Below are 21,298 nucleotides of genomic sequence, written 5' to 3'. Positions count from 1 at the left end.
CATGAATTTTTCCCACGCCCGCCCGGGCCTGAAGGCCCGCGCCGCCCATGTCGCTCTGGCGATGACCGGCGCCGCCACGGTGCTGACGCTCGGCGTCGCCGCGGTCACCGCGCTTCCAGCCAACGCCGCCGGTCTTGCAAGCGACGTCGCCGCCGCGCTCAAGCTGCGCCTGCCCAAAACACCGGTCGACGCGCTGACCTGCGACACCCTCGGCCCGTGGTGTGAGGTCGTCTCGGGCGACACGCTGTTCTATATCGACGAGACCGCGCGCTACCTCTTCGTGGGTCGGCTCTACGACATGGAAGAGCGGCGCGACGTCACGGCGGCACGGCTGCTCGAACTCAATCCCGATCTTCTCGCCGCGGGCGGCGCCCGGGCACATTCGGAACAAAACGAGACCGTCTCGGCGGAAGCGGCAAAGACGGTCGATCTTGGGAGCCTGCCCGCCGAGGGCGCGATCCGCTGGGGCAACCCGAAGGGCGCGAAGCTGGTGGTCTTCTCGGACTTCCAGTGCGGCTATTGCCAGCGCCTCGCGGGCGAACTCGTCAAGGCAAAGGTCCAGGTCGAGGAGCGCCCGATCTCGATTTTCGGCGCGGCGAGCCGCCAGCTCTCCGAGACGGTGCTCTGCGCGAAGGATCCCGAAAAGGCGCTCCACGCCGCCTATGCCGGCAAACTGGAGGCCAACGGCAAATCCTGCGCCAAAGCCAAAGCGCTCGATGCCAACGAAGCTTTCGCGAAGGCCAACGGCTTTGCCGGTACGCCGGTCATCGTTCGCGCCAGCGACGGCGCGGTACTCCACGGCTTTCGCGATGCCGAGACGCTGCGAGCATTCGCCGCGGGAGAAAAGGCGCCGCGGTCATGAGCGCACCCATCCGTAACCTCGCCTGCGGGATTGTCGCGGCATCGCTTCTCGCCGGCTGCGCGACGCTCGGCGGCAACGTCGAGGGCAACTTCGCCTGCCGCGCGCCCGAAGGCACCTGCGCCCCGACCTCGCTGATCGACGCGCAGGCGACCGGCGTGGTTGCCGGTCAGGAGACGCTGCCCGTCTCTTCCGCACAGGGCCGGACGTCCGTGGGTCGCAGTCTGCGCATCGTGCTCGCCGCGCACCGCGACGAAGCCGGACGCGAGCACGAGGCCCGCGTGGTCCAGGTCGTGCTGCCCGAGCCCGCTGCCGAAGGTTGGCGCCAGCCGAGCGGAACCGGCGAGCTGCTGCGCGCGATCGGCCAGGCGGTCGCCCGCGCGCCGGAGCCCGAGAACCTCCAAAGTCCAAACCTCCCCGAATTGCCGGACCAGCTGTTCCTCCCCTCGCAGCCAGGTCCGGCGATACCCGGCGCAGACGCGCCGGAACCCGGGGCACCCGGTCGTAACGCCTCCCCCGGCCGGGTGCCCCTTTCGCTTTCCGAACCAGCCCCAGAACAAGGAGACCAGCAGTGAGCTTTTCGCTTGGCGCCGCGCGCGACGCGGTGCTCTCCGGCCTGTTCGCCGACACCGACCGCGCGGAACATGCCCGCGCGGCGCTGATGCTCGACATGCTGTCGGACTGGCTGCCCTACCGGGTCTATGACGAGCGTACCGGCCTCTACCGCAACCGCGCGTCGAAGGGTTTCGTGCTCGAGGTGACCCCGCTCGTGGGCGCGGACGAGCGCACCGGCGAGATCCTCGGCCAGTTCTTCTCCGAAGGAATGCCGGCGGGCGCGTGCCTGCAGGTGCTCAATTTCGCTTCGCCCAGGATCGGTTCGGTGGTCGGTCCCTGGTTCGCGCCGCGCTACGAGCAGGGCGGGATATACGAGGCGATCGCGCGGGCGCGCACGCAGCGCCTGTACGATCTGGTCTGGCAATCGGGTTCGGCGCACGCGCCCTTCCACGCGCGCGCCACCCGGCTGATCCTGTCGCTGGGAGTCGCCGTGCCAGGCAACGCGAGCGATGCCGAACTCACCGAATGCCGCGAGGGCCTGCTCGGCATGCTCCATTCGCTGGGATTGCACGCGGCGAGCCTAGAGCCGCACGGTCTCCTCGCGCTGATCGACGAACTGACCTCGCCGACCACGGCGCGCGAGCCCGACCGGATAGACTGGAACCGCCACGAGACGCTCGACGTCCAGGCGATCCGCCGCGACATCGAACTCGAGGTCGCGGACGACCGCCTGATCCTGCGCACCGAGCGCTTCCGCGAGACCGGCCGCGACCGGAACGGCGTGCCGCAGATCGGCGAATGCTATCCCGACCGCTTCGACCTGCGGCATTATGCCGTGCGCTCGACGCCCGAGCGCTGGGCGCCGTGGGAATGCGCGCGGCTGATCGGCGACATGTTCACCGACAAGCTGCGTTTCCCGTGCCCCACGGCGACTATGCTGTGCCTCGTCTATCCCGACCAGGAAGCCGCCGCCGCGCGCGCGGGCTACAAGTTCATGCGCACGACCAGCCTGTCGGATACGAAGAGCGCGCGCTTCCTGCCCAGGCTCGGCGAGCAATCGGCCGAATGGCGCCATGTCCAGGCAGAGCTCCAGGCGGGCAAGAAGCTGGTCAAGCTGTTCTACGGCCTGACCACGATCTCGCCGCTCGGCCAGGGGGACACGCACGAGCGCGTGGTCAAGGCGATCTACAAGGCGGCGGGCTGGGACCTCGCCGACGAGCGCTTCCTCCAGCTCCAGGGGCTGATCGCCGCCTTCCCGCTGAGCCTCGCCGACGGGCTCGCAAGCGACATGGCGAGACTCAAGCGCCTCAAGACCATGCTCTCGACCACCGCGGCGAACATCGCGCCGATGCAGGGCGAGTATCTCGGCAGCGACATCCCGCATCTGCTGCTCGTCGGACGGCGCGGCCAGCCCTTCTTCTGGTCGCCCTTCGAGAATCGCGCGGGCAACCACAACATCGCGATCTGCGGCAAGTCGGGCTCGGGCAAGTCGGTGCTGTTGCAGGAACTGTGCGCGGCGCTGCGCGGCGCGGGCGCCAAGGTCGTGGTGATCGACGACGGCCGCAGCTTCGAGCACTCGGTCAAGCTCCAGGGCGGGCGTTTCGTCGAGTTCACGCTCGCCTCGGGCTTCTCGCTGAACCCGTTCTCGATGGTCGATGATGCCCGCGCCCAAACCGATGAGGATTACCGGCTCGACTGCTTCGCGATGATCAAGGCGATCGTCGGGCAGATGGCGCGTCCGAGCACGGCGCCCAGCGATACCGAGCGCGGCCTCATCGACCGCGCGATTACGCAAGTCTGGGACAGCCTCGGCAGCGGCGGCAGCATCGACGATGTCGCGCATGCGCTCCACTCGACAACAAACGAGGCCGGCAAGGAACTGGCGACCGCGATCGGACCGTTCTGCCGCGGCGGCAGCTATGCCGGTTTCTTTTCCGGCAAGGCGAGCTTTGCCTTCGAGGACGATTTCACGGTCTTCGAGATGAGCGACCTCGCCTCACGCGAGGAGCTGCGGAGCGTGGTCCTCTCGGCGATCATGTTCATGACCGGTCAGGCGATGACCCGCTCTTCGCGATCGACGAAGAAGCTGCTGCTGATCGATGAAGCCTGGGCCATGCTCAAGGGCGGCTCGATGGGCGAGTTCGTCGAGACCTATGCCCGCACCGCGCGCAAGTACGGCGGCGCGCTCGCGACCGCCACGCAATCGCTCAACGACTACTACAAGTCGGACGGCGCGCGCGCCGCGCTCGAGAACAGCGACTGGATGCTGGTGCTCCAGCAGAAGGCCGAGACCATCGCCGATTTCCGCAAGGAAGCGCGGCTCGACATGGACGACCGCACCGAGACGCTGATCCGCAGTCTCAAGCGCTCGGGTACCGAGTACAGCGAGATCTATATCAAGGGACCCGAGATCGAGGCGGTCGGCCGGCTCGTGCTCGATCCGTTCTCGGCGACGATCTTCTCGTCCGATCCCGACAACTATGCCGCGATCCACAAGCATGTCGCCGACGGCATGCCGCTCGACAAGGCGATCGGCCATGTCGCGGGGGTCGCCGGTTCGTTTGGGGGAGCCGCATGATGGCCCTCGACTACGAAACGCCGCTCGATCGCATCGCAAGCGGGCAAAGCCGAGCAAGGCAGATCGATACGAGGTCGCTGGCGCAGGGCACGTGCCTCGTGCTGATCGAGGCGGCGGGATTTGCGATGAACATCGTGCTCGTCGTGCTCGGCCTGCCGCTGTTCGTGTTCCTGTTCCTCGCGGGGTGGGACCTTGGACTGCTGTTCGCACAGCTCGGCAATCTTGCCGATCACTACCGGCTCGCCGAGCCCACCGCCCGGCACTTCTTCAGCCAGGACCTCAAGGTCGCGTTCCTGTTCGCCGCGGGCGGGTACGCGCTGATCCGCCTGCCGGCCTTCCTCCGGCGGCTCGAGCGCCGCCTCGCCGAAGGAGACAGGCGCCATGACTAGATTGCGGCTCCCCCACCCCAGGCTGGCCCTCGGCATCCTTGCGACGCTCGGACTTGCCGGCGCATTGCTCTGGGCCGCCTGGATCACGCGCGAGATAACCACGGATGCGAGTCCGCGGATCGTCACCGTCCGCCTCGCAGAGACCATCGGCAAATTCGTCGATGAAGCGGCTCGCGCCGATGCCGAGCCGCAGGCGGTGCAGGCGGCGAGCCTTGCCTACCTGCAGGCCGCCGAAGCCTCGGTCGCCGAAATGGGCCGCGATGGACGGGTGGTGCTGGTTGCCGAGGCGGTGCTCGCGGGCGCGGCGGAGGACGCCACGCCCGAGCTCGAGCGGCGGATTGCCGGTAAGCTCCAGCAGGAGCCGCGCCGATGATGCGTCCTGCCATTCACTGGCGCCGCCCGCTGATCCTCTGCGCGCTGTTCGCCTTGCCGCTGGCCTGGGCGCCGCTCGACGCCTTCAGCAAGGACCACGCTCTGCTGCTCAACGCGAGCCCGAGCCTGCCCAACTGGGCGTTCTGGCTGGACAAGCGCGCACCGATCGAGCGCGGCAGCCTGATCTTCTTCGAGCCGCCGCCGAGCACGCTGGTCGAGACCCATTTCGGACCCGACCCGCAGATGTTCGGCAAACGCGTGCTCGGTCTGCCCGGCGATGTTGTGAGCCACGAAGGCATGGACGTGTTCGTCAACGGCGAGAAGATCGCGACGCGCCTCAGAACGACCCGCCTCGGCATTCCGCTGAGGCGCGGTCCCGCAGGAACGATCCCAGCAAACTGCTACTACACCGGCACGGATCATCCGCGCGGGCTCGACAGCCGCTACGGCGCGATCGGCTTCATCTGTGCAGGGCAGATCCTCGGCAGCGGGAGGGCGATCCTGTGATCCGGCTCGCGCTTGTCCTGACCATCGCTCTTGCTTTGCCGGCTGCAGCGCAGGCGCGCGACTACGGCCAGCAGGGCGCGGTCTTTCCGGTGATCGAGCGCGATCTGCTCGAGCAGATCCAGTCGCGCCTCGTCGCGATGGAAAAATCGGGAGAGACCGCGAGGCTCAACGACCAGTTGAAGCGACGCACGGCGGCGCGCGTCAATCGCCCGGACCCGGTTGCCGGGATCGCGCGCGCGATCGACGATCGCAGCTGGTCGTTCGATCCGACGATCACGCTCGCCGCCGATATCAGGGGCGCGAAGGGCGAGCTGATCCATGCCGCGGGCACCCGGGTCAACCCGCTCGACAGCGTTGTATTACGCGCCGACCTCCTCTTCCTCGACGGCGACGACGCGGCGCAGGTCGCCTGGGCGCTCAAGCAGGACCGGCAGGCCAAGTTGATCCTCATCAGTGGCGCGCCGCTCGAGCTGATGAAGGCCCGCCAGCGCCGCTTCTATTTCGACCAGGGCGGCAAGCTCACCGAGCGCTTCGGGATCAGGGCCGTGCCCGCGCGCGTGCGCCAACAGGGCCGACTGCTCGCCGTGAGCGAGATCGCGCTTTCCGCGAAGAAGGAGCCAGCGCGATGAGAGCCCTGCGCAAATTCGCCGCCGCACTGCTCGCTGCCGTGTCGCTGGCTCTGGCGGCGCCCGCCGCGGCCGATGCCGGGCCGGGCAAGTGCACCGGCAGCTTCGTCAACCCGATCACCGATATCTGCTGGTCGTGCCTGTTCCCGATCTCGGTCGGCGGGCTAGAGATCTGGCCCTCGAACCGGCCCGATCCCGACAATCCCGACCTGCCCGTGTGTCTGTGCGGCCTGAGGCCAGGCATCGCGATGGGGTTCTGGGAGCCGGTGCGGCTCGCCGATGTCAGCATGAAGCCCTGGTGCTTCGTAAACCTTGGCGGAATGAAGCTCGATCCCGGCTTCGACATCGGCTTCCGTTCGATCTCCGGGCCGTCGGCGATCGGCGGGGCGAGCCAGTACTATTCGAGCTGGCACGTCCACTGGTACGCCTATCCGCTGATCTACTGGATGGAGATCGTCGCCGATTTCCTCTGCCTCGAGCCCGGTTCGATCGACATCCTCTACATCTCCGAGATCGATCCGCTGTGGCAGGACAGCGAACTCACCGCGATCATCAATCCCGAGGCGGTCCTGTTCGCCAATCCGCTGGCGCTGGCCGCCTGCGCCGCCGACTGCGCGGCGGCGACCGCCAAGCTACCGATCGACGAGATGTTCTGGTGCGCGGGCTGCCAAGGCTCGATGTACCCGATGAACGGCAATGTCTCTGCCTCCATCGGGCACGTGCAAGCCTCGCGGCTCGTGCTCTCGCGCTTCGCCTACAAGCTTCACCGCGAGCTCGTCTCGTGGGGCACGATGGGCTCGAAGGGCCTGTGCGGCAAATACCTGATGCCGGTGATGCGCAAGCAGCAATACCGCTTCCAGGCAACTAATCCCAATCCGGCGACGAGCGGGCGCTACGCCTGCCCGCCGATCGGCACCTCCACCACGCTCCAGGAGCCCGGACAGGTCGTCCCCGCCATCGGCGAGGACATGGGTTACCTCGTCTGGCGCAAGAGGAACTGCTGCGCGCTATGAACAAGACCCTCCTCCTTATTCCACTGGCCCTTGCGCTCTCGCTTGGCGGTCTGGCGCTCGCGCAGAGCGCATCGGACGACCTCGATCTCGATGCGATCCGTGCGCGCGCCTCCGAGCACGCCGGCGATGCCGAAGCGCTTGCCACCGCGGTGCGCGAGCGGGCCGACGTGCTCGCCGAGGACGCACGCAGCACGCAGGACGCCGCGAAGGCCAACCGTGCGGCCTATGCCCAAAGCGTCGGAACCGACCTCACTGATGGTCCACTCGATTTCGACGCCATGGTTCGAGCGCAGGCGCAAGCCGAGGCGGCATCGCTGGGCGAAGGCCCGCGCTTCATCGCTTTCGCCTCGCTGTCGATGCCGCCCGAGGCGCTCAAGGCGCTGGTGCGCGACATGGGCCGCGCGGGCGGAGTCACGGTGTTGCGCGGCTTTCCGCAAGGCGACAGCGAAGGCTTCAAGAAGCGCCTCGCGGCGATCTGGAGCGACGGCCGTGAAGCGGGCTCGCTCGGCATCGATCCGCGGCTCTTTCGCGCCTTCGACATAAGGGCGGCACCGAGCTTCGTCATGCTCAGCACCGATTTCAGCCCGTGCGACGGGTTCGAGTGCACGAGCGCGGTCCCGCCGCACGACCGGATCGCGGGCAATGTCAGCGTCGCCCATGTGCTCGAAACCTTCGCCGGAGGCGGCGGCCCCGGCGCGGCGCTTGCCAGCCTCCACCTCGCCCGCCTCGAAGGAGACCGGCCATGACGCGGATGATTGCCGCTGCGCTCGCCCTGCTTGCTGTGCCGGGCGCGAGCACCGCCCAGACCACCGAGGCGGCCAGGGCCGACGGCAAGCAGACAGCAAGCGACCTGCTCGAAAGCGCGCGCGACGCGGCTTCGGCGCCGGTCGATGCAAGCCGCGTACCCAATTACGATCCGCAGGCGACGCGCGGCCTGCAGGACCTGGCGCAGAGTCCCGACCAGATCGAGGCCCGAGCACGCGCCTCTGCAACGACGAACCCGGCGCTGCGCACGATCCGCGACAGCATGGCCACACGCGCCGAGTTCGACGCGCAGGGCATCTCCGACATGCTCGCGCGGAGCCGGACAATCAGCGAGGCCCCGCTCGATTACACCAGCGGCATGGCGGTTGGGGGCGCGCAGGGAACCTGCGTACCGCTTCCTCCCGGCGCCGGATCGGCAGGGACCTACTTTGCGACCTGCAATACCGGCACGCGGATCGACCAGAGCGCCGGCCAGTGCAGGGTTCCGCTCGTCGCAAGCGTTACCCGGCGGCCGCAGTATCACTACCTTTGCAGCAGGTTCGGCGACTTCAACAATTCGGGCGAGCCAGTCTGCGAAGGCTTCGCCGGCGCGAGCTGCCGCGCGACCGGCCAGCGCGAGGGCCGCTGCCTGCAATGGTTCGACAACGGGCACACACGGTTCTGCTCGGAACCGGGCGAACCGCTGACCGAGATGACCTGCGACGCTCCGGTGTCGGGCTGGACCCCCTATGCAGTCACAAGCGCGACGGACGTTTCTGCCGCCCCCGACGAGAGCCAGTGCACCGGTTTCGCGAGCAACGGCGATTGCACGCTCGACGCGGAAATCTGCACCGACAGCGATCCGCAGACGCGGATAGTGGACGGCGTCGCGGTCACCCGGCCCTGCTGGGCCTGGCAGCGCAGCTATACCTGCGTAACCCGCAGCGCCGCCAGCGACTGCTCTGCGCTCGAGGACCAGGGAAGCTGCCGCTTCGTTCGCGAGGAGTGTCTGAGCGGCGACGAAGCATGCGAGACCTGGGAGCGCGTCTACGAGTGCCCGTTGCCGGCCAGCGAAGCGGATGGCACGCAATATGTTTGCGACGGCGACGTCTACTGCATCGACGGCTCGTGCGAGACGATCGAGCGCAAGGCGAACGACGAGTTCAAGGATGCGGTAACCGCGCTCCACGCGATGAACGAAGCGCGCGGGCAGTTCGACCCGCAAACGCTGACGCTGTTTCGCGGAACCCGCAACACCTGCTCGTCCAAGGTCTTCGGCGTGCTCAACTGCTGCAAGGGCAAGGGATTCCCGCTCATCCCCGGGATCAGCCTTCTCGTGGCGCTCGGCTGCGACCGCGAGGAAGTCCTGCTGCACGAGCGCGATGCGCAGGGGCTGTGTGCCTATGTCGGCACCTATTGCTCCGACAGTTTCCTCGGCGTGTGTCTGACCAAGAAGAAGGTCTACTGCTGCTTTGAGTCCAAGCTCTCGCGGATCCTGCAGGAGCAAGGCCGGCGGCAGCTGCCCAAGCCCTGGGGCAAGCCGAAGACCGAGACCTGCACGGGTTTCACGCTCGACGAGTTCGCGCGGCTTGACCTCAGCCAGATGGATTTCTCCGAAGTCTATGCCGAGTTCGCCGACGCCGCGCGGCTGCCGGACGAGCTCGAGACCAGCACCCTCATCCAGCAGAAAATCCAGGACTACTACGCAAGGGAAGTACAGTGATGCGCAGCGCCTCCAAATTCGCGCTCTGCGCGGCTGCAGGCTTGTTCATGGCTGGCCCGCTGGCGGCTCGGGACGCAGATCCCGCAAGCGACGCGGCCGACGCCCTCTACTGCGGGGAGCGCAAGCTCGGCTACTGGTTCTACTGCGTGAGGCCTGCGCCCGCGCCTCGTGAGACAGAGCCGCAGCCGCAGGCCGCGACAAGTGCCGCGGAAGAGCTCGACGCGATCACGGGGACCTTACGCGAACTCAAGGCGCAGGCGATCCTTCGCCCCACGCCCGACAATGTCGCCGCCTACATCCGCTTCCAGCGAGAACAGCTCGACCGCGCCTCGCTGTTCTCCGACGTCTGGCAGCGCGCGCTGTGGCAGGACCCGGCGCTCGACTATACGCTCGAACGTCCCGTGGGCGCGCTGGCCAAGAAGCAGTGGCAGGACACGCGCGCGGCCGAGCGCGACCTCGCGATGGCCCGGCTCTCCGAACGCTACGGCCTGTTCTATTTCTTCGCCCAGACCTGCGGCGCCTGCGAGGTCATGAGCCCGATCGTCAAGGCGGTCGCCTCACGCTGGCGCATCACCGTGCGCGCGATCTCCACCGATGGCGGGCCATCGCGGCACTTCCCGAACTACAGTGTCGAGAAGGGCCAGCGGCCGCGCATGGGGCTCGAGCCCGGGATCACCCCGGCGGTGGTCCTGTGGGACAGCGTCGGAAAGCGCCCGATCCCGATCGGCTACGGCGTTCTCTCGGCCGACGAGCTGCAGGACCGCATCTATCTCCTCACCTCGAAGGAAGCCGGACATGATTACTAGGCTCAGAACCATTGCGCTTGCGCTGGCCGCCACGAGCATGGTCGCCGCCCCGCTTGTCGCCCCCGCATCGGCAAACGTCGGCGACAGCATGGACCGGTTCATGGACGACATGGGCGGGGCGGCGAACGTCACCGGCCCGAGCGCCTTCGAAGGCCAGTCGGCGGGCTACTACAGCATGGGCAATGTCTGGACGCGCTTTCCGCAGAAGACGACCAACATCGCCAATCTCCAGCTGCCGCGCGCGCGAGCCGGGTGCGGCGGTATCGACATCTTCGCCGGGTCTTTTTCCTTCATCAACGCCAGCGAGATGGTCGCGCTGCTGAAGGCGGTCGCCAACAACGCGGTCGGCTTCGCCTTCAGTCTCGCGATCGACACGATCTGCCCCGAGTGCAACAAGATCATGCAGGAGTTCAGCCAGAAGGCACAGCTCATGAACGAGCTGTCGATCAACTCCTGCGAGATGGCGCAAGGCCTAGTTGGGGGGATCTGGCCCAAGGGCGATCTCGCCGACAAGGCGATCTGCGAAGCGATCGGCAATTCCGAAGGTATCTTCACCGATTATGCCGCGGCCAAGCATGGCTGCGGCACCCGGGGGCAGCGCGCTTCGACCAGCGAGAACGGCGGCGAGGACTTCGCGGACGTCAATCCCGGCGTCGCGCGCAACTACACCTGGCATGTCCTCAAGCAGAGCGCCTTCTTCAATCCCGGGGGCACCTTCGACCGCGAGCTTGCCGAATACGCGATGACGCTGATCGGCACGGTGATCTATGTGCCGCCCAAGGACGACGAGCCCGGCAAGTTCGTGCCCTTTGCGGGCGACGCCTCCTCGACGCTGGTGACCGCGCTGCTCGACGGGACGCAGGGCCAGAGCGTGCGCGTCTTCCGGTGCGACGAGCCCGACCAGTGCCTCAATCCGAGCTTCCAACAGTTGAGCCTTGCCAGCGCGAAGGCGATCCGCCCGCGCGTCGCTCTGATGATCGGCAACATGGTCGAGGCGATCCGCACCGACACCGCGATCGGCGAGGCCGAAAAGGAACTGCTCCAGGTCGCGTCGCTGCCGCTCTACAAGATCCTCACCGTGCAGGCGGCGTTCGGACGCGGCATGGCGACCGACGACCGCGCGACGCTCGCCGAAGTCGCGAGCATCGATTTGCTCCACGCGATCCTCGAGCGGATCGTCTCCGAAGCCGGCCGTTCGATGGCCAGCTTCATTGCCGCCGACGAAGCCAAGCTCGCGCTGTGGCGCGCGCAGGTGGCGGAGGTGCGCAGCCAGCTCGCGCACCGGCAGGCCAACGGGCAGGCGCGGATCACCGCGATTGTCCAGATCATCGAGAAGACCGCGATGATCGAGAACATGCTCGCCGCCTCGATGTCACCATCGATGGCTGCGGCGCTCGACTGGTCGCGCGGGCTGCAGTCGCGCTCGATCGTACCGTAAGGGATCAAGGCAAGTGGTCGAGATATTCACGGTCGGCGGCGGCGAATACATCGTCAACGTCCTGAACGCAGTCGCCGCCTGGACCGGTGCGGGCGGCTACAAAAGCCTGATTCAGGTCGCGCTGGTCATGGGCATGGCGCTTGCCGTGATCGTGCTCGCCTTCAATCAGGACTGGCGCGCCTGGCTCAACTGGTTCCTCGGCGCGACGCTCATCTACATGTGCCTGATGGTGCCGCGGATGGACGTGCACGTCACCGACCGCGTCAATCCGGGACTCGCTCCCGCCACGGTCGCAAACGTCCCGCTGGGGCTCGCGCTCATGGCGAGCTTCACCAGCCAGGCCGGCGACTATCTCACGCGTTCGGCCGAACTCGTCTTTGGCCTGCCCGACGATCTCAACTATTCGAAGAACGGCATGATCTACGGTGCGCGGCTGCTTGAGGCGACGCGCTCCCTGCGCATCAACGATCCCGAGTTCGCCGCCAATTTCGACGAGCATGTCCGGCAATGCGTGTTCTATGATCTGCTGCTCGGCCGCTACTCTTTGAAGGAGCTGTCGCAGAGCAGTGACATCTGGGCGACCATCGCGCCGGGCAGCGCGGCGCGCGCACAGAAGTTCGTCACCCGCCAAGGCGACGACAGCGTCACCGCCTCGATCGTCACCTGCCGCGAAGCCTATACCGCGCTCTCTAACCAGTGGGCGGAACTCATCGACGAGATGACGCTGGTCGCCGGCCGCCAGCTCTACCCTCGCCAGACCGAAGCGCTCGCCAAGGCCAAGCTTCTCGCCGACCTGCCGGTCGCCTATCAGTATCTGAGCGGCGTCTCGCAAAGCGCAAGCGCGATCTTCCGCCAGGTCCTGACCATCAATGCGATGAACCAGGCTATGCACGGCTTCGCTGGCGCGAGCGGCACGACCAGCGTCGACGTCTTCGCCCAGACCCGCGCCGACATTCAAACCGAGCGGACGTATTCCTCGATCGCGCACAATGCCATGAAATGGGTGCCGATCCTCAACATCGTGCTGACCGTCGTGTTCTACGCGCTGTTCCCGGTTCTCTTCCCGCTGTTCCTGATGCCCAGGAGCGGGCCGCTGGCTCTCAGAGGCTACGTCACCGGCTTCTTCTATCTTGCCGCCTGGGGACCGCTGTTCGTCATCCTGCACATGATCCTGATGTTCAAGGGCGCGAGCGATGTCGCCGCCGCGAGCGGCAGCACCGGGCTCAGTCTGGCGACCTTTGGCGGAATGAGCGACGTCAACAGCGATATCGGCGTGCTTGCCGGCTATCTCGTCGCCTCGGTGCCGTTCCTCGCTGGCGGCGTCGCCAAGGGCGCCATGGCCATCTCCACCCAGGCGACCTCCTACCTTAATCCGAGTCAGAACGCAGCTGAGGAAGCCGCACGCGAGGCGAGCACAGGCAACGTCTCGCTCGGCAATTCGAACATCGACAATTCGAGCGTGTTCTCGCGCCAGTTCGCACAAGGCAACCTTGCCCCCAATATCGCCTATGGCGCGGGCCAGACGCGCAGCTTCGGCGACAGCGGCACGCAGACGACCAGCTTCCCCGGCGCCGAGTTCGCGCATGTGCCGACATCGAGCTATCCCTTCAGCCCGACGCTGGGACAGGATTTCAGCGGCAGGCTCTCGACCATGGCAAGCCAGAGCCGCGGGCAGAGCGAGACCTTCTCCAACCTTGCCCAGCAATCGACGAGTTCGGCGGTCACCCGATTCCACGAACTCCGCGACGCATGGTCGGCGAGCCGCTCGAACGAGAGCGTCAGCGGAACCGCGAGCAGCGACAGTATCGGCAGCGTGTTCAGCCAGGTCGACAACGCATCCCGCACGCTTCAGCAGCAATTCGGCCTGTCGCGCCGCGCGGCGGACGACATCACCGTCTCATGGTTCCTCAATGGCGAAGCAACAGCTGGGGTTGGAGGGAAAGTCGGTCCAGTTGAGCTGGGAGGCAAAGCAAGAGGCGGCCGCAACCAGAGCTGGACCGACAGCGACATCGGCATCGCTTCCGAGGACCGGTCGCGGCTGCTCGGCGCGCTCAGGCAGATCTCCGAGAGTCAGAACTGGTCGACCACGCGCGAGGGCTTCCTGCGCGAGACGAGTGCGAGCTCTGAAGCGCTGGTCTCGAGCAGCGCCGCGGGCGTTACCACCTCGCTCACCGAGGCGCAAAGCTACACCGTCGAGGCACGCCGCGCCGAAGAGCTTGCCAGCCGGCTCGAGAACCAGGCGAGCTGGTACGAAAGCGCCAGTGCGGCGGGATCCCTCAATCTCAGCCAGGCCTATCGCGAGTGGGGCATGGCCGAGATCGAAGTCAACCGGGACTACTACGGCCCTGCGCACTTCGATGACATCGAGTTCCAGATGAGCGTACAAGGCCAGCAATTGCAGGCGCGCTTCGTTGAAAGCTACGCGGATCGGCTGCATGGCGAGATCGCCGACGAGCTAGTCCTGCCTCCCTTTGCGCCAGTCGCACGCCCGGGCGTAAGTTCCTCCGGCGATGTGCGAGGCTCAGTCGAGTTGGGAGGCGTTCCCGGCGCTCTGCCAAGCCCATCCAGTGAGCGCGAGGCGATTGAGTGGGAGGTCGAGCGAGTTCAAAGTCGAGGCGGTCAACGCCTGGATAGCATGACGGATTATCTTGGTGGCCGCACCCGGAACGCGCGAGGCGCTTCCGCCGAAGCCGCTGATGACGTGAAAAAGTGGTAGCGGCGCATCAAAGGATGAAATCGTACAGAAGTACGAAAATCAGAAAACCGGCCAATAGCGCGAAGACGAGCAGCATAATGGCTCGACCCAACGGGTCCGCCCAGGTCTTCTTCCAGGTGTAAGCCGTCAACCGGTTTTCGGCGATGGCCCGGTCGACCTCGCGAAAGCCCCGCCAATCCTGGCCGTCGGCGCTCTGGGATTTGTCTGGATCACTCATCGACCAACTCCTTCACAAACCAGCGCCGCCGTCTCTGCTCTCTCGAAACGGCGTTGGAGAAGTGCTGCCAGCAGCTTAACCCAAATGCTTCGGAAATACGACATGCAGGACTTGGCCCTTTTCATCGGTGATGGCAGACAATCAGGATGAAACGCGCGGCCCTCATCACAACCTGTCTGGCCTCGGCATGATGTTCCGGCGCAGATCAAAGACGCAGTGCGACAGCAAACCGGGTGCGCTGAGCTTCGACTTCGGCCAGAAGTTACGTCGGCAGAAGCGGACGAAGCGCCGCTCGCTCGCGATGCTCGTTGGCGGTGGCCTGCTGGCGGGAGCTATTGGCGGGCTCGTCGGAACCAATTGGCCGGCCAGTACGGCTAGCGCGCAAGCCACAGCGGCGCACACCTTTGCCGTGTGCGGCACGATCCGAAAGACGTGCGTGGTCGATGGCGACACGATCTGGCTCGAGGGCGTAAAGATCCGCATTGCCGATATAGACACGCCGGAGATTTCCTCGCCGCAATGCAATGCCGAATACGAGAGAGGAATTCGTGCGCGCGATCGCCTCGTCGTGCTGCTCAACGGAGGCGAGTTCGAACTGCGCTCCATCGGAAACCGCGACGAAGACCGGTATGGACGCAAGCTTCGCGTCATGATCCGAAGCGGCCGGTCGTTAGGTGATCAGCTCGTATCGGAAAACCTGGCCCGCACCTGGACCGGTCGGCGGGAGTCGTGGTGTTGATGCGCGATTGGCAGACCGACGAAGAGCGCGCCGAGGATGAAGCGAACGACTGGAAACTCCATCTTGAAGCTTGGCTGATCGGGGCAGCGACTCTGTTGGCGATCGTGGGCGCTGCTGGTTGGCTGGTATGACGCTCACGCGAGATCAGGAACTGTGGGGCGTGGCGCTTTGGGTTGAGAAGGCACACGGCAATCGCGGGCCTTCTTTCATTGCCGAGAGAATAGACGCCCTTGCTCGATGCGGTGAAAAGGACGGGACTCGGCTGTGGCAGGAGGTTGCTCGCCGCTTTGACAGGCTCGCGGACCGGCAGGAAGACGATCCGTCCTCGTAAGGCCTTTTCCTTCACCGCCGCGTTCGATCCGATCGAGATAGGCATTCAACCTTTCAAGAGTGCGTCGTCTGGGGCGCCTCCCCATTCTGAGGTCGAGCACGAACCTCGGGTCACCGACAGCGCGGCGGCCGAAGCGTGTCGCGGAAATGCGGTGCTTGATGAGATGTATCTCGATCCGGTCCAACAACGTCATCGCTCCTCGCCTCGACTCACATCATCCTTGTGTTCCTGTTATGTTCCTACTAGGAAGAGTTTTGTGAGTCTAGGAAGAATCCTATACCCGACGAGAAACATAGAGGACTGACCATGGAGAATGTCAGGGAAGAGCTCGACCGGCTGATCCAGAAGCACAAATATGGTTATGCTTCGATCTCGAGGCTGCTGGGGCGCAATGCCAGCTACATCCAGCAATTCATCAAGCGGGGCTCGCCCCGCAAGCTCGACGATGCAGACCGCAAGATCCTGGCGAGCTTCTTCGGCGTCGATGAGCAGGTCTTCGGCGGTCCGGCTAACGTCGTGTGGGACGGCCTCGTTGAAATCCCCGTTCTGGATGTCGAGGCTTCCGCGGGATTCGGCGCGGTGGCGGCAAGCGAGACTGCGCAAACCCGCTTCGGGTTCGATGAGCGCTGGCTCCGTAGTCTGACGTCGGCAAAAAGCGCCAGCCTGTCGATCGTGCGCGTGATGGGCGATTCCATGGAGCCCACCCTGAGTGACGGCGATGAAGTGCTGGTCGATGCGTCCGACCACGCTTCGCGGCTGCGCGATGGGATCTACGTCCTGCGCGCTGACGACGCACTTGTGGTGAAACGCGTCGCCATCAAGCCAGGAGGCAAGCAGATTACGATCGCCAGCGACAATCCTGCATACCCGACCTGGAGCGACATGGCCCGCTCAGAGGTACACGTGGTCGGGCGGGTGATCTGGTTTGGGCGGGCGCTCTAGCTTGTACGGCAGGATGGGCCGGGACCGCCCGGTCTGACGTTGGCTCACGATCCCGAAAGCCAGCCCTTTGCAGCCTCCGCTTGAAAGATTGCCCACTTCGGCTCTCCTGATCGGTTAGCCGCTATGTGGGTAGGGAGGGCTCACGCCGCGTAGCGGCCATCCTGCAGTTTGCGCACCCGGCCCATGCCCGCCAACGCATCGAGCACCGGCACCACCGTGGCCGCACGCTTGCCTCTGAAAGCCCGCGCGACTTCTCCCGCACCGAGGGGTTTTTCCGCGCGCGCAACCACGCCCGCCACCACTACCACCTGCTCGGGCAATGCCCCGGGCCACTCGAGGATTTCGATGCCCGGCTTTTCCGCCTGGGGCAGCGCCAACGCCGCCTGTTCCGCGGGCGCGACGTATGCGGGCGCCTGGAACTCGGGCCGCAGCCAGCGAACCTTGCTCTTGGATTCCTCCGCCGCCCGCTCCTTGTTGAGCGCGACGAGCCGTTCTAGGATTTCCACGTCGGTTAGATTGGCCGGCCAGCCGTATGTCTCGGCCACCGCCGCGTCTATTTCGTCATGGTACTGCCGGATCAGCGAAACGCAGCCGCGCTCCGCCACGTCGCGCTCCTTGTCGGACAGCACCGTCCCCGCCGCCTCGGCCGCGCGCAGCGTTTCGAGCGTGTTGTAGAGTTTGGTCAACGTCAGGTCTTCGTGCCGCGCCAGTACGTCCTTGCGCAAGGCGTCGAGCTTCTCGGCCGCGTCGCGCATGCGGGCCTTGAGCGTTTCGTCGGAGGTGTCTGGGAATGGGAAGGGGTCGAAGCATTCTCCGACATTGTAATTGAGGTCGTTGCCTACGCCTTGACGCGCACCCCAAGCGATTGCCCATACCGAATGAGTTCGGCTGGAGAGCACACCCAGCCAGAATGCGTCTTCCAGTGCGATTGCGACGATTCTTGCCTCTGGAAGCGTTTCCGACGGGACGAAAATGAAGGTTCGGTGTTTCGCGGTCCTAACCGTCGCGATAAAGCGGTCGAGTCCTCGGAGCGCCTTGCGGATTTCTGATCGAGGCTCCGCGTGAATCCACCATTTATCGCGGTAACTTTGGCGCTTGTTTTCCAGTCGCGTAGGTCGAACCGAGTTGAGCAACCTGTCGTAGACACGTGGAAGCTGTTCCCGCAGATTCGCTTCAGTCCACTCAAAAGTATCGAGAACGAAACGACCCCTATCCCCACCGGCGACGTCGCGCCCGCTAAGATAAGGGCGGACGACCGACCGAGCGGCGGGTTCGTGGGTTAAGAGGTCACTTAACTCTTCGGGCTCAAGCAAGAAGCCTTGTCCTACCAGTGTCGCACCAAGCGATGCCAGGCCGCGGTTGCTCTTGAGCTGTTTTGTCTCAGTGAGCGCCGGTCCGACGCTCAGGTTCGCGGCAATTACGCCGAGAGTTCCTTGAAACTCCTCTAATCCGACCGGCCAAGATCCGGGAAGAACCTTCAACAGCCGTCCCGCACCCGAGCCTGCCCGCCCAGCAGTCAGCGCCACTCGAACGGCAGCGGAGCCCTTTTCATCCACCCAAGGATGGTCCGGGATCGCGAATGAAAGCGACAGCGGATCTTTGGCATTCAAGTGCGGGCTGAGGACCTGTCGATTGAAGGTTTGATGCAGGGAATTGGTTGTGATTAGACCAAATGCTCTGGCTTGGTGCTTCCGCACGCTATCAGCGGCCTTGTCCCACCAGTACATAACGAAGTCTGAGGATTCCGGGATGGAGGAGACGCGAAATAGCGCGTCCATATACCCGTCACCTAGGCGGTCCCGCATCCGCTTGTTTCCGATGAATGGCGGATTCCCGACGATGAAGTCTGCCATAGGCCACTTCGCCGACTTCGGGTTGACGTAGCGCCAAACCTCGACCCGCGCCGTCTCATCGGGCACATGCTTGCCGGTCATGGGGTGCCTCTTCATCGTCTCGCCGTCCCAACGCGTGACTGGCACACCGTCTTCGTCGCGCACCAGCTCGCGCCTATCCCACTCAATCAGCGCATCCCTGCACTCGATGGTCTTTACGTCGCGCAGCACCGGCGGCTCCGGCATTCGATCCTCGCCGTTCACCCGGAAGTGCCATTGGAGATAGCCGATCCACAGCACCAGCTGGGCGATCTCCGCCGCGCGCGGGTTGATCTCGATACCGAGGAAGTTCTCCGGGGTGATCGTGTGGCCGGACAGCTCGGCAAGGTAGCGCTCGTCGCCTAGTTCCTCGAGTAGCTCGAGCACTTCACCTTCGAGCTCCTTCATCCGCGCCATTGCGACGTAGAGGAAATTGCCCGTGCCGCAGGCGGGATCGAGCACCTTGGTCTGCGCCAGCTGCCCATGGAACGCCTCGACGAGCCGCCGCGCCTTCTCCCGGTCGCCGGCCTCGGCCGCTTCCATCGCTGCCGTGCGGGCGCCGAGCCAGTCCTCGCGCAGCGGCTCCATGATCGTTGGTCCGACCAAGCGCTCGACGTAGGCGCGCGGGGTGTAGTGTGCGCCAAGCTTAGCCCGCTCCTTCGGGTTGAGCGCGCGTTCGAGCAGGGTGCCGAAGATCGCCGGTTCGACCTGCCGCCAGTCGGCCTTGGCCGCCTCGATCAGCACGTCGATCTCGCCCGTGGTTAGCGCGATCGCCGTGGTGTCCTTGAACAGGTAGCCGTTGAACCGGCGCACGGTCTCGCCCGCTTCGCCTAGCGCGCCGGTAAAACGTCCTGCGTCCATCGCCTTCCAAAGATCGGTGAGTTGCGGCGGCAGGTTTTCGGGTCGGTCGCGCACCTTCGCCAGCAGCGCACTGAAGCTCTTCTTCGGGATCAGGCGCGTGTCCTCGGCGAACATCGTGAACAACAGGCGCATCAGGAAGGCGGCGACGCGGTCGGGGTTCTGCTCGCGCGCCTCAATATCCTTGGCCAGGGCGGCGAGATGGTTGGCCACCTCGCGCGTGACTCGCGCCGCCTCGGCTGAAGGGTCGAGCGACATGGGGGCGGTCCAGATCGCCGCCAGTCGCGTGCGTACGTCTTCGTCGCGCAAGTCCTCCAGCGTGTTTCGGAACCGCCGGCGGTCCGGGAACGGGACGTAAGGCCGCCCATCGCAGGCGAAGTTGGCATAGACGTCGATGCAATAGCCGATATCACTCACCAGCAGGAACGGCGGCCAGCCGTGACCTTCGGGAAGAGCACGGGCATAACCATCAGCCTGGCCGGCGGCGCGCAGCATGGCACCAGTCCATTGCTCAGTGCCGCGCTTCGCCATGCCGCGCTTGAAGCGCTCGGCGGCGGTTTGGCCGAAGAGGTCGCGCAATGCATCGCCCTGGCCCTCGTCCACCGCCTTGGTGTCTGCAGCGCTGCCCTGCTTAGCTTCGAGGATGAAGCAGTTACGTTTATAGAGGTCGATCCAGCCATTGGAGGTAGTACCGTCGATCTCGGCTTTTACCACGTGGCGCTCGAACACGTAGTCGTTGCGCACGGTATCGCTCTGCGTCGGCTGTGGCTGGTCGACGCCGAGCAGCGCGCACAGGTCGGTCACGAACAGCTGCGTGTTCGCGCGCTCATTGCCACCTGAAACCTGCCACTTGGCGATGAATTCGTCAGCGTCCATTTGCCCTCCGTGAGCACATTGGGGGTAGGCTTCGGAAAAGAAAAGGGCCGACACCGACGGCAATCGGCGCACAGCATCGCGGCTGATTTAGGCCGACTCCGGCCTGTCCGGTTATAGTCGGTACAATTAGCGAAGCTGCCGTTCGATCGTAGGAACGCCAAGGTCAGCAGCCGCTGGCAGAGCTGTCGTTCGAGGCACTGCGATTGGCCCCTGAAACCGACCGTTAGTTCACGCGGCGAATTTTGCTCCTCCTGAGCCGGTTGTAAACTGGCACTTTCGGTGCGGGGCACCGGTTAAGGAGCCGCCCTCCGTCCTAGCTCGATATGGGCGAATTTGAATTTAGTCGGAAGCCGACGCGTCAAAGTGAATGGTCGAGATATCTGGAGCCGGAAGTGGCGCTCCGATGATGTCGGCGAAAATTCGATCAGGAATTTGGCGAAGAAAGGTGGGGACGTCGGTCGCGCCGAGCGGAAATTGCGGATTGAGGTTAGGCACGGCGAAGCCCGGCGACGAGGCGTTCCCTTCATACCGCACCAGGCCGTCAAAGCAGCTAAAGCACACCGCACTGACGTGGCGCTCGCCATAATGCTGGAAGAGCGCATGGGAGAGCAGTCCCGCGCGTCGGCGGACATGCGGCAACATTAGGTCGGCAGGGGCGATTTCATCGAACTGTACGGCTATGAACGCCGGTCGTTCGCCTGAGAACTGGCTCGCTGCTTTGCGCATCGCCGCGAGAAGAGGCTTGGAAGGATCATCGTCTTTCTGGCTGCGCATCACTATCAGGCATCCGCCGTCTTCGGTGATGGCGCCGGCGGCATGACAATTTTGCCCCCATCGTTGGCGGCAGATTGCGCTCATGCCTGCCTGGTCAGCCATGACCTCGTTTCGCAACTCTTGATCGAGAGCAATCCTCGTGACGGTGAACGATGACTCCGCAGCATTATCGGCTTGTCCATTCAGCAGCATGTCCATCGTTGACCGGCGCAGTGGCCTTTGAGCCTGCAGATTGGCGGATAACCGGTCCTCGAGGTCGATAAGGAGAACTTCGCTGCGCGACTGTTCGATCGGGCTCGAGAAGGCAGGGGTCATCGCCTGAATAAAGCGATAGAAGTCCTTGCGGTGGATTTTCCGCCCCGCG

Annotated in this window: 20 protein-coding genes; 17 read left to right on the top strand and 3 right to left on the bottom strand. The window is 65.1% G+C overall.

The window, feature by feature from the left end; translation table 11 throughout:
• Nucleotide 1: 1 nt before the first annotated feature.
• Genes LHJ54_RS00215 through LHJ54_RS00155 form a run of 13 tightly spaced genes read left to right on the top strand, consistent with a single transcriptional unit; the run spans nucleotide 2 to nucleotide 14,326 of the window.
• Complete coding sequence (locus LHJ54_RS00215; protein WP_228241494.1) at nucleotides 2–862, top strand: DsbC family protein; 861 nt, start codon at nucleotides 2–4, stop codon at nucleotides 860–862.
• Nucleotides 859–1,434: a hypothetical protein gene (locus LHJ54_RS00210; protein ID WP_228241493.1), complete on the top strand. Its 576-nt coding sequence runs from the start codon at nucleotides 859–861 to the stop codon at nucleotides 1,432–1,434. Before LHJ54_RS00215 ends, LHJ54_RS00210 begins: the two co-directional genes overlap by 4 nt.
• Nucleotides 1,431–3,992: a type IV secretion system protein TraC gene (traC, locus tag LHJ54_RS00205; protein ID WP_228241489.1), complete on the top strand. Its 2,562-nt coding sequence runs from the start codon at nucleotides 1,431–1,433 to the stop codon at nucleotides 3,990–3,992. The genes LHJ54_RS00210 and traC overlap by 4 nt, the downstream gene beginning before the upstream one ends.
• The gene (locus LHJ54_RS00200) at nucleotides 3,989–4,381 is read left to right on the top strand and encodes a hypothetical protein (RefSeq protein WP_228241488.1); all 393 of its coding nucleotides are present in this window, start codon (nucleotides 3,989–3,991) and stop codon (nucleotides 4,379–4,381) included. Before traC ends, LHJ54_RS00200 begins: the two co-directional genes overlap by 4 nt.
• On the top strand, nucleotides 4,374–4,754 hold the full coding sequence (locus LHJ54_RS00195) for a TrbI F-type domain-containing protein (protein WP_228241487.1): 381 nt from the start codon (nucleotides 4,374–4,376) through the stop codon (nucleotides 4,752–4,754). Before LHJ54_RS00200 ends, LHJ54_RS00195 begins: the two co-directional genes overlap by 8 nt.
• Entirely contained in the window at nucleotides 4,754–5,260 is a 507-nt protein-coding gene (locus tag LHJ54_RS00190; protein WP_373457061.1) for a S26 family signal peptidase, read from the top strand. The genes LHJ54_RS00195 and LHJ54_RS00190 overlap by 1 nt, the downstream gene beginning before the upstream one ends.
• Nucleotides 5,257–5,889 (top strand): type-F conjugative transfer system protein TraW, encoded by a 633-nt coding sequence (gene traW / locus LHJ54_RS00185; protein ID WP_228241483.1) that lies wholly within the window; start codon nucleotides 5,257–5,259, stop codon nucleotides 5,887–5,889. The genes LHJ54_RS00190 and traW overlap by 4 nt, the downstream gene beginning before the upstream one ends.
• Entirely contained in the window at nucleotides 5,886–6,899 is a 1,014-nt protein-coding gene (gene traU / locus LHJ54_RS00180) for a conjugal transfer pilus assembly protein TraU (RefSeq protein ID WP_057883302.1), read from the top strand. The genes traW and traU overlap by 4 nt, the downstream gene beginning before the upstream one ends.
• Nucleotides 6,896–7,645: a type-F conjugative transfer system pilin assembly protein TrbC gene (gene trbC, locus LHJ54_RS00175; RefSeq protein WP_228241481.1), complete on the top strand. Its 750-nt coding sequence runs from the start codon at nucleotides 6,896–6,898 to the stop codon at nucleotides 7,643–7,645. The genes traU and trbC overlap by 4 nt, the downstream gene beginning before the upstream one ends.
• Nucleotides 7,642–9,366: a conjugal transfer protein TraN gene (locus LHJ54_RS00170; protein WP_228241476.1), complete on the top strand. Its 1,725-nt coding sequence runs from the start codon at nucleotides 7,642–7,644 to the stop codon at nucleotides 9,364–9,366. Before trbC ends, LHJ54_RS00170 begins: the two co-directional genes overlap by 4 nt.
• A 47-nt stretch (nucleotides 9,367–9,413) precedes the next feature.
• Nucleotides 9,414–10,172, top strand: coding sequence for a conjugal transfer protein TraF (locus LHJ54_RS00165; RefSeq protein WP_228244239.1), 759 nt, complete (start codon nucleotides 9,414–9,416; stop codon nucleotides 10,170–10,172).
• The gene (locus tag LHJ54_RS00160) at nucleotides 10,162–11,610 is read left to right on the top strand and encodes a conjugal transfer protein TraH (RefSeq protein ID WP_228241475.1); all 1,449 of its coding nucleotides are present in this window, start codon (nucleotides 10,162–10,164) and stop codon (nucleotides 11,608–11,610) included. Before LHJ54_RS00165 ends, LHJ54_RS00160 begins: the two co-directional genes overlap by 11 nt.
• Before the next feature lie 13 nt (nucleotides 11,611–11,623).
• Nucleotides 11,624–14,326: a conjugal transfer protein TraG N-terminal domain-containing protein gene (locus tag LHJ54_RS00155; RefSeq protein WP_228241474.1), complete on the top strand. Its 2,703-nt coding sequence runs from the start codon at nucleotides 11,624–11,626 to the stop codon at nucleotides 14,324–14,326.
• 7 nt (nucleotides 14,327–14,333) lie between these two features.
• On the opposite strand, the gene LHJ54_RS00150 is transcribed toward LHJ54_RS00155, so the two are convergent.
• On the bottom strand, nucleotides 14,334–14,543 hold the full coding sequence (locus LHJ54_RS00150; protein ID WP_228241473.1) for a hypothetical protein: 210 nt from the start codon (nucleotides 14,541–14,543) through the stop codon (nucleotides 14,334–14,336).
• Between the two features lie 130 nt (nucleotides 14,544–14,673).
• On the opposite strand from LHJ54_RS00150, the gene LHJ54_RS00145 reads away from it, so the two are divergent.
• From LHJ54_RS00145 to LHJ54_RS00135, 4 genes are all read left to right on the top strand, one after another.
• Nucleotides 14,674–15,282 carry a thermonuclease family protein gene (locus tag LHJ54_RS00145; protein WP_228241472.1) on the top strand — a complete coding sequence of 203 codons (609 nt, stop codon included), beginning with the start codon at nucleotides 14,674–14,676 and terminating at the stop codon, nucleotides 15,280–15,282.
• A complete protein-coding gene (locus tag LHJ54_RS00140) occupies nucleotides 15,279–15,413 on the top strand; it encodes a hypothetical protein (RefSeq protein WP_277754005.1) in 135 nt (44 codons plus the stop codon). Before LHJ54_RS00145 ends, LHJ54_RS00140 begins: the two co-directional genes overlap by 4 nt.
• Entirely contained in the window at nucleotides 15,410–15,613 is a 204-nt protein-coding gene (locus tag LHJ54_RS12730) for a hypothetical protein (RefSeq protein ID WP_373457039.1), read from the top strand. The genes LHJ54_RS00140 and LHJ54_RS12730 overlap by 4 nt, the downstream gene beginning before the upstream one ends.
• 306 nt (nucleotides 15,614–15,919) lie before the next feature.
• A complete protein-coding gene (locus LHJ54_RS00135) occupies nucleotides 15,920–16,555 on the top strand; it encodes a S24 family peptidase (RefSeq protein WP_228241471.1) in 636 nt (211 codons plus the stop codon).
• A 140-nt stretch (nucleotides 16,556–16,695) separates the two neighbouring features.
• On the opposite strand, the gene LHJ54_RS00130 is transcribed toward LHJ54_RS00135, so the two are convergent.
• Both LHJ54_RS00130 and LHJ54_RS00125 read right to left on the bottom strand, forming a co-directional pair.
• On the bottom strand, nucleotides 16,696–20,160 hold the full coding sequence (locus tag LHJ54_RS00130) for a DNA methyltransferase (RefSeq protein ID WP_228241469.1): 3,465 nt from the start codon (nucleotides 20,158–20,160) through the stop codon (nucleotides 16,696–16,698).
• Nucleotides 20,161–20,499: 339 nt separating this feature from the next.
• Nucleotides 20,500–21,249, bottom strand: coding sequence for a hypothetical protein (locus tag LHJ54_RS00125; RefSeq protein ID WP_228241468.1), 750 nt, complete (start codon nucleotides 21,247–21,249; stop codon nucleotides 20,500–20,502).
• Nucleotides 21,250–21,298 lie beyond the last annotated feature (49 nt).

The organism is Porphyrobacter sp. GA68, from assembly GCF_022605525.1.
In the GTDB taxonomy this organism is placed as follows: domain Bacteria; phylum Pseudomonadota; class Alphaproteobacteria; order Sphingomonadales; family Sphingomonadaceae; genus Qipengyuania_B.
This window is presented reverse-complemented; position numbering and strand designations above follow the sequence as displayed.